This is a genomic window from Ruegeria sp. BHSB064 (genome assembly GCF_059613205.1).
Genome location: NZ_JBXWSB010000147.1, coordinates 1 through 9,479, shown reverse-complemented (window position 1 = coordinate 9,479; position 9,479 = coordinate 1). Strand labels below are relative to the sequence as shown.

Below are 9,479 nucleotides of genomic sequence, written 5' to 3'. Positions count from 1 at the left end.
TTCCGGGCTGTGTCGTCCGGTTACGGCAACGGCCGTAAACTGCAACGCGCCAATTTCTCGAACGGTCGGCACTGCGCAAAGAACTTTAGCAATGCAGAAGGGTCAAAACTGACAGCGGGCGGTTCTTATGTCACAGCCGAGACCCGCACGTCGTTCAAAGGATACCACCGGCAGTCCGGCAAAACGAAGCCGTTTTACCGCACGTTCCTGTTGTTCGACGGGGAAGGAGAAACAAGCAACGCCCGGGAACGCGCCATCGGCGGTCATCCAGCTGTTTTTCTGAAGTGGCAATGCCGATTCAAGAATCCGCAAAGTGCACACGCGGATCAGGACGGATATGTCCCTTACGGCAAGCTCGTGAACTATACTGGCGGTCGCAGCAACGGATGCACAACCTGGTCGCAATCTGCGTCCAAAGAGATCTTGGCCCTTGTCGAAGGGAACCCGACCACACTCTACATTTACCCTGAATCGAAAGACATTATTGCTGTTGCCAAAGCGGTGAAGCAGGGCAAGTCGCTGTCGCGCTCGGGCGCTTATTGGAATGCCGCGTGCCTACAAGCAATCGGCGCACCGAAGTTCTGGCCGAAAAGAACCTTGCAGCCGATCATTAATGAATGGCGGGCATCACTGCCCAAGCAGCCGCCGCTTGAACTTCCAATTTGTCGATGAAGCATGAGCAATTGCGGCGGAAGCTCACGCAATGGATTGCGTACAAAGATCGGATGTGACGCAGACTTTTGGAACGGTGCTGTCAGACGGATTCTAACCAGTCTCATTTTGCCGCGAAAACCGTAAACTTTTTTGGAACAAAGTTGACTGCACTCGGCAAGTCCACGTGCCACTTCCATTTGGAAAACGCGCGCAGCTGCTGAACACGCTTCCGCCATATCTCAACAGCAAACATTGGGCAAAACCTGTTCCGCCAATATCGGACAGTTTCGTGGCTTACATCGATGCCTCACTCATGAAGCAGATCTTCGACATTCCGAAGCGAGAGAGGGAAACGGATGTACAGCATCACCGCAAGGCGGATGATCTCGGGACCGGTTTTGAAGCATTTGAAAGAGTTCGCTTTTATCTGCTTGCGCAATGCGACCAGAATTACGCCTTGGATACACCGTTTCTTGCGGCCACGAAATCGACAAGGTGAGGAACATAGTCGTTCGGTCCGTCACCTCCAGCAGCGAGCGCCATGGCGAAACTGTTTTTTGCGGCGTTTCCGATTGGATTCGACAGCCCCACTTCATCTGCCATAGCTTCAAGGTAGCGCAAATCTTTTAGAGCATTGGATAAAGTGAATTTGTGGGACTCTCGATTACCTTCAACGGCGTAACCCATGAAGGTCTGGTAAAACCCGCAATCCATCCTGCTGCCACGAATGACCGAGTCGAATTCCTTGGTGGAAATTCCGACTTTTTCGGACAGTGCCAACGCTTCCGAATAAAGCGCCGCGTATCCCAATGAGAGAAAGTTATTCAATAGCTTCATTTTGTGCCCTGCAGCACACGGGCCAATGTGAACGATGGTCTTGGCCCAAGCTGCGATAACAGGCTTCACCCGCTCAAAAACATCTGGGTCAGCGCCGACCATGGTCGCCAGCTCTCCGTTCTGTGCTTGCACGGGCGTCCCGCCCAACGGCGCGTCTGCCATGTGGTGACCGGCCTGCGCTAGCTTTTTTGCGAGTGCCATGGTGGAATTCGGGTCTGACGTGGAACAATCTACAATGACACTACCGGCCTGAATGGTTGGCATCATGGCGGCCACGATTGCCTCGACCTGAGGAGAACCGGGCGCACAAATATGGATAACTGACGATACTGCCGCCAGCTCCGCGAGGTTTTTTGCCTCCGTCGCGCCCTTTGCGACCAAGACATCGACAGGGGCACGGTTTCGATGAGCAACTACATTAACTGTGAAACCGGCCTTTAGCAGATTTGCGGCCATACCTTGACCCATCAAGCCAACACCAACAAATCCGATTGTTTCTGCGCGCATCGGGGTCTCCATTTACCATTAACAGAGGTCCAGAATGGACTAGTGCATAATGAAAACGCAATGACGGCATAAATTTGCTTTGCGAACCAAAGCGCAGGACGCAGCGAATGAACGTTTCCACCCAAAAGCAGACTTTCTAAACTAAACTTTGCAATGCCAACTTTGCGGATAAACCCATTTTTGCGCATTCACCACTGCAATGCCCCCAACCGGCACGGCCGAGCATTTTCGGCTAAGAGTCCATTCGAACAAATTTAAACCAGTTTCTCACTTGGGTTTTGTTATAAACAAGCTGGTTGCAGGGTTCAGATCGTCATTTGGATCCGTCAGAATACCAGCCGGAAAAGACACTGAAATAGGTCGATCCTTTGTATCGAGGCAGAGCATATGGTTATTGTCCCCGTCACCCAGATCGGCAAGCGCCGCGGGTGTTACTATTCGCTGAGATCCATCTTCGGCCTCTACGATGATACTGTACAGATCACGTTCCACATCGCCAGGTTCCTTGCCGTTGGCCAGCGTAACACCACCCGCCCAAGTTACCCGAATGGCCTGTGCGGTGTTGTCACTTGGGCATAGGCTTCCTCTGGTACGGCGTGGTCCCAAATTTCCGACCAAAGTCCAATCCTCAACAACCTCGGCAAAGATCATTGAGGGCCCGTCTTCCAGCGGAGTTACGGCTACTGTAGCACCTCGAAAATCAAGTGTCCCGTCGATGGAATGAAGGTTTCCAATAACCTCGACTGCAACGGGGGGATCCTCGGAAGCATCCCCAAAATCCCCGATTAGAAGCACCGTGCGCAATTCACCGGGATCTGTAGCAGGCAACACTGACGCGCAGTGCATTGTTCCTATCTGGCCTGACTTTGTCATAACTCTGAAGTCACCTGCCTGCAGACTTTCTAAGTCTACCTGGGTAGAAAAAATGACAGGCATCCCGTGTTTGCCCCTGGAACCTCTGCAAATGAAATTTGACACTCGCGGTAACGCCTCGAGCCCATGGAAAGCAGAAAGCAATTCGGCATCTTGTCCTCCGGCTGAACTCGGTAATCCGAGGTTTGGGGTTGTATCTTCAAGTTCTCGACTTGAGACGTCCTGCGCGCATACAGTCGTACCTGACAACACAAACGTAGTGGCAGGTGCAAGAAGTGTGACCGCTTGAATCCATTTCCTAAACTGCTTCAGCAATAAGGTTATTCTCCCCATTTGATTTTCGGCGCTGCGGGCTTTCGAGCTGATACGTGTTGGAATAAAAATAACACACGCAAACACATTTGGTCGAACTTGCCGCTAAGCAGATTCCAACAACGCTTCGGAAAGCTCGTACTCTGAAAGGGCTCCTGTTGCACCTATTGCAACAAGCCTTGTTTCGGGTTTTCGCTGGCCCCATGCGCCATCCCGTGCGATGTCCATACGTTTTCCAACCACCTGAACAAGAATGCGATGATCTGGATCCTCCTCGCTAAAAACAAAACCCTTGAGACGATAGACATCGCCGGGAAGCTTCCGAATAGCACTTCGGAGGGAAGATAGGCTTATTGGGCGTTCAGCTTTCATCATAGTTGTAGAGAAGCTGTCTGAGTGATCAGAGTGATGACAGCCACAATCTGGTCCATGTTCATGGTGATCAGGTATTTCCGTTTCGAGCTGTTCGGCGGCAAAGCGACCAACAGAAAGAAGTATGTCCAGAGGGACGTCCGCATTGACAGCTTCGACCAGACGATATCGACGGAAGCGAGACCCAAGCCAATCGTGCACCCTTTGAACAGCCGCCCTGTCGACGAGGTCGACCTTGTTCAAAATAACCATGTCCGAGAACGCGATTTGACGGAGCTTCAGTTCCATTTGCTCCGGCGCAGAAAATAGCTGTTCCGCATCGACCAGGCACATGAGGCTGTCCAAGCGGATCATGTCCCGAAACTTCTGATCGGTGAATGTCATCGCAATTGATGACGGGTCCGACACTCCGCTTGCTTCAAGGACGATGTATTCCGGTTTCTCAGGCCGGTCGAGGACGGCCTCTACCGTTTCGATCAGATCATCTCGGATCGAGCAGCAAACGCAGCCATTTGCCAGACTCATAACGTCGTCTTCGAGGCCAACGACAAGATCTGCATCGACGTTGATCGACCCAAAGTCATTCACCAGGACTGCCACTCGCAGACCGTGGTTACCAGTAAGGATGCGGTTCAGGAGCGTTGTCTTACCGGCTCCTAGAAAGCCGGTAAGGATCGTTACGGGGATCGCAGAAGTCGAACCAAATTCAATCATCGTTCGATCTCCTCTCAGTCTTCATCACGCGGGCCGATTACATCCGAAACTTTGATGGTAAAGTCCTGCGGCCAGTCTCCGCCGGGTGCTCGGAAAACGTCAGTTGGGTAGTATTCGCGTGGATCGATCTCCATATCACGGTACTTCTGGTCTTGCTGGTCTGCTCGGGTGAGCCTCGGATTCGGCAATGTGATTTCATCCGGAAGCTCAATACGCCCGGCCTCGGCTGCCGCAGCCAGTTCACGAAATGGTGGCACAGTACCGGATTTTCCGGGCAGTGCAGCTTTCCTGTACCAGATCGCATCCTTGGTCACGTTCACAACGGCTACATCGAGACCCCATTGGAACAGACCGTCATAGTGGGCGCGAATACCAGCCAGCATTTCAGCGTCGATGTCTTCGTCCTGCGTATAGTGCGTCACCATCCCCAACCGCGGCCTTGTGTCAGCAAATAGCTTACCCACGGCATAGTGGGAGGTATGATGCGTATCGATTGTGAAATTAAACAGATCCTGTGGGATACCGTATTTGTAGGTCATCAACTGACCAATATCCTGTCCCGACATTTCGGTTACAAAGACATCAACACCTTCGCCGTATTTCCGTGAAAGCTCGTCTGGTCGGCCATCGCCTGTCCATACAAAGCTCAGCCCGTTCCAATCGAGCCGATAGCCAACCGCACCGTCCTTGGCATGGCTTCGAGGCCAAGACCGAACAGTCACACCGTCTTCATCATAAACGATGCCACCTTCCTGGCGGAAATCGAATTCATTGACTTCGATCTCGTAGCCGTCCCCAATCGGGAATACGTCAAACGCCTCAAGGTGCCATTTGAGCATCTGTTGCATGCCTTGAACCATTCCAGCTGTGCCAAGTTCGGGTGTCCGACCGGACGGGCCGTGAATACGCAGCGGCGTGTACCCTCCTGACCAAGCCCGGAATGGGTAGATGTAAGGGACGTCGGCATAGTGGTCGACGTGCAGGTGAGAGATGAAGATGTCGTTGATCAGCTGCCCCGGCACCTGCATGGCAATGATGTTACGGACACAACCGGATCCAAAGTCGAAGAAGAACCGTTTTCCATTTCCCAACTCTACCATGATACAGGTACCCGCCTGATCTTCGCGCGGCGGATAGGGTGTCGAGCCACAGAATGAGATGCGCATCTCATCTGGCCCCAACTCCTCACTCAGTGGAAAATAGTTCGCGTTTGAGCCTGTCATGTATTTGGTCGGGCGGAAATACTCTGGCAAAGAGATACCACCTGCGGGTCGCCCACCGTATGGGTTCTTGAGTGCTTCTCCTAGTGGGCCGTCTCCTTCGTGGGCCTCGGCACTCCCCGCCGCAAACCCAGCTGCCCCCGTTGCAGCAGCTCCAGTGGCCAACCCCTTGAGAACACTCCGTCTTGAGGGGTCTTCAATTTCGTCTGTCGCTTGAACCTGTTTGTTCTCCAGGTCTTTCCCATTGTCTTCCTTGGTCATGGATCGGTCCTCAGTTGGAAGTGTTACGAAGATTGCGCTTCACCATCCGGCGAAGCTCGTTCACGAGTTCAGATCTGATGTGGGCCCATTCCGCGCGCTCGATGTCCGTGATTGATGGATCTTCCAATTGCTTACAAACCTTTGTGAAGTCTTCGATGGCCTCTCTGAGAAACGCATCCACTTCGTTATGCCCTGAAAGCGCATCACAAAGCTCTGGAATCTCAATACTCAGGTCCACCGTCACTGGATAATCCTCGGTTCCCACTATCTATTCTCACATCGAGATGAGTGCGGTTGACGACACACGCCAAGTGAGTCACCGTGAGTTGGGGGTGAGTTTGCTTTGAACCAAGCTAATGAATTGCCGATAGATCAAGATGTTGCACAGCCATCTCCGGAGCTTGTCCGACAGGCACTTCAGAGCGTTGTTTCCAGTGCCGCGTTCCAGGCTTCGCCTCGACTCCAGCAATTTCTTACTTACGTGGTCGAAGAAACGCTCGCGGGTCGCGGGGCTCAGATTCGTGGCAAAGCAATCGCCGTCGAAGTCTACGGTCGGAGCATTGATGGCACCGGTGGTCGGAATCTCGTTCGCGTTGAAGCCCGACGGTTGCGTCGGCTGCTACAGGAGTTTTACGACGATCAATGGAACGGTGAGGGCGTTCGCATATTTGTTGATTCCGGCGGATACAAGCCACGGTTCTCGCTAGACAGCACTTCAGGAGTGCGAAACAGCGATGCGCTTGGAAGGCATCCGCGTTTAACGCAACTGCTGCCGGTTGGATTGGTTTGCGTTTTATTGATTGCTGGAATTGGGTTTTGGTTTGCTCAGGATAACGAGGCGGTTTTGCCCGCGACTCAATCCACGGAACAGGCTGAGCGAGCTGCCCTTGGTGAACAGTCTTTGACGAGACTTCAGGCGGCCAACCTTGCGGATCAGGCCCGCGGCATGTTTTTTCCCGTCTTTGATCTCAAGCGTCAGCAAATAGCGCTGGGAATGTTCCAGCATGCCACCGAGCTCGACCCAGCACTCTCCGATGGCTACGCAGGTTCGGCACAGGTCCTGGCAACTCTGGCTATGTTGTCCCCGGACGAAGCACAAAGAGAAGATCTCTTTAGCCAAGCTGCGGAGATGTCGGGAAAGGCGCTTGATCTATCTCCCACCGATGCATGGGCAAACGGAGCAAATGGTTGGGTATTGGCCACCCAAAATAAACCAGTCGAGGCACTGAAATACGCAAGACTGTCCGTCGAACTTGCGCCGAAGGATGGTCATATCCTGGATCTAGTTGGCATCACAGCCATTATGGCCAACGCTCCGGATCTTGCGGCCGAGGTTAGCAATCCAGAAAGACTAAGGTCAGGATCGGGCCGCTTTGGCGCACGAAATATTTGGGGTGTATCGCAACTGATGCTCGGGAATTACGAAAAGGTTGTCGAGGCTTTTAAAGGAGCACCCGCTGCCGGTGCGCCTGTAAGTGCTCCTTCTCTCCTGTTCCAAGCCGTTGCGAACGATCAGTTGGGACCTACGGAAGAAGCGCATAGACTTGTTACCGAAATGCGCAAAACGTGGCCAGAGTTTCCATCTGAGTTTCTCGTCGGCAGGATCTTCCACAATGATGCCGCAACGCGACAAGCGATACTGGATACTCTGATCAGGTACTGATGTTACGCGGCGCATCATTGTCGATGCAGAGTGTTCTATTTTCAGTCGAAGGTGTTATGTCCAAAATGACAATTTTTATTTGAACTCGAATGAATGGTTTTGGTCGCAACGCTTTGCAACATTGGAAGCCATCGCAGAATGCAAGCAGTGGCGGATCTAGACGACTTTGCACTGTCTGCTTTCTGCGCACTGCCGGCATTAATGCACGGTGCAGCAACTTGCACTTTGGGCATGAAGCGGGCCTTCGACGGCTTTGGTTAGATGATCAGTTTGTGGTTTCGGGTTGTCATTGGGACCGCTCTTAGGATTGGTCCAACCTCGGCCCTCCCAGAAGGTTCAACGAGCTTTCAAGCTTAACTCTGAGGTTCTACCGCCTTCTGATCCTTTGCCGGTTGCTCTCCCAACGATCGATGTTGATCTGGTGATCACGACCCAGCGCCCGGTAGAATCCCGGTCCCTTGGACCAGTTCAATAAATGGGAAAAGCTGTCGACCTAATCGTCGTTGCGACCGCGTGGAAAGGTCTGAAGCTCCCGCTTGAACGCTGCCAGCCAAGGCGCATCTGCCGGCAGAAACGCTTTACCCTCTTCGACGGGACTGCAAGCGGACCGGAACCGGGTTTCCTTGTCGTTGTCAGTATTGACGCGTTCAAACCGCAGTCGATTATCACGATACAACTCATCGAAAAGCAGTTTGCCAGAAGCGGCATCTTCGATCAGAACACGATAGGGATCCCAGCGACCGACAAGCTGCAGTGCCTTGGTTTTCAAGCCTGGGTAGTCCACCTGCCCACGCCAGACGTGCATAAGATACCACACGTTTTCGCGCGCGCCCCTAGGTTGTGGAGACCGAGAAGTCGGACTGCAGATCCGCAGACATACATGCTACTTACATGTCGAAATTGCGCGCAGCTGTTGCACCCGCTTTCTTCGGATCTCGGAGGCAAACATCTGACCGAACCTGTTCCATCAGTATCGGACAGTTTCGTGGCTTACATCGATGCCTCACTCATGAAGCAGATCTTCGACATTCCGAAGCGAGAGCGGGAAACGGATGTACAGCATCACCGCAAAGCGGATGATCTCGGGACTGGTTTTAAAGTATTTGAAAGAGGCAGGTCTGGTCATGGGCAAAAGCAACGCAACACCCCTGCCCGCCCCAAGACAGGTTCTTCTGACAAGACCTGCCTTGCATTGGAGGGCCTTTAGATAAAGCGTCATTTTTCACCATATCGCCCCGATATCAGGCGAAATATCCAAGGCGTCCGGCCGCCTTTCGACCACGTTTTTCTCTGGACTTCGCAGAATCTCAAATTTCTGTTAACGTAACGTCAATCTTTCATGCCGACCTCAGGAAGGAGACGGCCATGGGCGTGGACATACCTGACGATTTCGACATTGATCTTAACCTCAGCGGCGGCAGCACCATTGACGGCGATTTCACTGTCAACAATACCACACGCATACGCGAACTGCCGACCATCGAGTTGCGGGTCCGGGAATTGCCTGAAATCAAGATCGGGGTGACCGAGCTACCCAAGGTGCAACTGGGCGTGGATCCCATCGACTTCTCGCTGAGGATCAAGGAAATTCCGGCGATCCGGGCGCATCTGCCCGCGAACTTCAAGGTCGGTCTGTCGCTCCTCGGGAACGAGTTGTTGTCCATCAACCTCTGCGGTGAAGCGCAGGTGATCACCGAGGACTATGTGCCCAATGCTTGCGAGATTTGTGGCCCACCCGGCAATGCGCGCGATATCCCTGCGGACGTGAGCCGCATCGAACTTATTGAAGACGATGGCTGAGCTGTACGAGAGCATCACCCTGCGCAAGGGCCGCGCGATAGCCCCGTTTGAGGTCGACGAGGCGCAATCGGGCGTGCTGAAGCTCGGCGGCGACTTGAAGAAAGAGATGGGCGCGGAGCTGCGCGCGCGGCTGGTGCCGCGCAAAGGCCAGACGCGGATTGCGACGCGGATCGGCAAGACTGCCCCGCCGGGTGTCCACAAAGCGACACTGGTTACGGAGAACGGTGAATATCCGGTCACGGTCGACGTTCCGGAGCGCAAGAAAC

General features: G+C 53.4%; 10 protein-coding genes and 2 pseudogenes. 4 read left to right on the top strand and 8 right to left on the bottom strand.

Annotated elements, in window-relative coordinates; genetic code table 11:
• The coding region (locus AC2FNU_RS21930) for a hypothetical protein (protein WP_496792531.1) at window positions 1-672 on the top strand (672 nt) is incomplete at its 5' end.
• Window positions 673-832: 160 nt separating this feature from the next.
• Here AC2FNU_RS21930 and AC2FNU_RS21925 read toward each other — a convergent pair.
• From AC2FNU_RS21925 to AC2FNU_RS21900, 6 genes and pseudogenes are all read right to left on the bottom strand, one after another.
• Window positions 833-1,081, bottom strand: a pseudogene (locus AC2FNU_RS21925) (IS6 family transposase); the annotation flags it as partial.
• 23 nt (window positions 1,082-1,104) lie between these two features.
• Window positions 1,105-1,998, bottom strand: coding sequence for an NAD(P)-dependent oxidoreductase (locus tag AC2FNU_RS21920; protein ID WP_496792528.1), 894 nt, complete (start codon window positions 1,996-1,998; stop codon window positions 1,105-1,107).
• 267 nt (window positions 1,999-2,265) lie between these two features.
• A complete protein-coding gene (locus AC2FNU_RS21915; RefSeq protein WP_496792524.1) occupies window positions 2,266-2,871 on the bottom strand; it encodes a hypothetical protein in 606 nt (201 codons plus the stop codon).
• A 417-nt stretch (window positions 2,872-3,288) separates the two neighbouring features.
• A complete protein-coding gene (locus tag AC2FNU_RS21910; protein WP_496792521.1) occupies window positions 3,289-4,269 on the bottom strand; it encodes a CobW family GTP-binding protein in 981 nt (326 codons plus the stop codon).
• 14 nt (window positions 4,270-4,283) lie between these two features.
• Window positions 4,284-5,750, bottom strand: coding sequence for a guanitoxin biosynthesis MBL fold metallo-hydrolase GntH (gntH, locus tag AC2FNU_RS21905; protein WP_496792517.1), 1,467 nt, complete (start codon window positions 5,748-5,750; stop codon window positions 4,284-4,286).
• A 10-nt stretch (window positions 5,751-5,760) separates the two neighbouring features.
• Complete coding sequence (locus AC2FNU_RS21900) at window positions 5,761-5,994, bottom strand: hypothetical protein (protein WP_496792514.1); 234 nt, start codon at window positions 5,992-5,994, stop codon at window positions 5,761-5,763.
• A gap of 99 nt (window positions 5,995-6,093) precedes the next feature.
• Here AC2FNU_RS21900 and AC2FNU_RS21895 point away from each other — a divergent pair, with 99 nt between their 5' ends.
• Window positions 6,094-7,413 carry a tetratricopeptide repeat protein gene (locus tag AC2FNU_RS21895; RefSeq protein WP_496792509.1) on the top strand — a complete coding sequence of 440 codons (1,320 nt, stop codon included), beginning with the start codon at window positions 6,094-6,096 and terminating at the stop codon, window positions 7,411-7,413.
• Between the two features lie 493 nt (window positions 7,414-7,906).
• Here AC2FNU_RS21895 and AC2FNU_RS21890 read toward each other — a convergent pair whose 3' ends face one another.
• On the bottom strand, window positions 7,907-8,218 hold the full coding sequence (locus AC2FNU_RS21890) for a phage terminase large subunit family protein (RefSeq protein WP_496792506.1): 312 nt from the start codon (window positions 8,216-8,218) through the stop codon (window positions 7,907-7,909).
• Window positions 8,219-8,308: 90 nt separating this feature from the next.
• Window positions 8,309-8,539: pseudogene (locus AC2FNU_RS21885) on the bottom strand (IS6 family transposase); the annotation flags it as partial.
• A gap of 239 nt (window positions 8,540-8,778) precedes the next feature.
• Between AC2FNU_RS21885 and AC2FNU_RS21880 the strand changes: the two are divergent.
• Together AC2FNU_RS21880 and AC2FNU_RS21875 are read left to right on the top strand one after the other, a co-directional pair.
• Window positions 8,779-9,213 carry a hypothetical protein gene (locus AC2FNU_RS21880; protein WP_496792502.1) on the top strand — a complete coding sequence of 145 codons (435 nt, stop codon included), beginning with the start codon at window positions 8,779-8,781 and terminating at the stop codon, window positions 9,211-9,213.
• Window positions 9,206-9,479: hypothetical protein (locus AC2FNU_RS21875; protein WP_496792498.1), on the top strand; the 274-nt coding region annotated here is incomplete at its 3' end. The genes AC2FNU_RS21880 and AC2FNU_RS21875, both read left to right, overlap by 8 nt.

Excerpts from the sequence above, each read along its gene's own strand:
- AC2FNU_RS21920 (WP_496792528.1), bottom strand. The coding sequence starts at position 1,998 with ATGCGCGCAGAAACAATCGGATTTGTTGGTGTTGGCTTGATGGGTCAA.
- AC2FNU_RS21915 (WP_496792524.1), bottom strand. The coding sequence starts at position 2,871 with ATGACAAAGTCAGGCCAGATAGGAACAATGCACTGCGCGTCAGTGTTG.
- AC2FNU_RS21910 (WP_496792521.1), bottom strand. The coding sequence starts at position 4,269 with ATGATTGAATTTGGTTCGACTTCTGCGATCCCCGTAACGATCCTTACC.
- gntH (WP_496792517.1), bottom strand. The coding sequence starts at position 5,750 with ATGACCAAGGAAGACAATGGGAAAGACCTGGAGAACAAACAGGTTCAA.
- AC2FNU_RS21890 (WP_496792506.1), bottom strand. The coding sequence starts at position 8,218 with ATGCACGTCTGGCGTGGGCAGGTGGACTACCCAGGCTTGAAAACCAAG.
- AC2FNU_RS21880 (WP_496792502.1), top strand. The coding sequence starts at position 8,779 with ATGGGCGTGGACATACCTGACGATTTCGACATTGATCTTAACCTCAGC.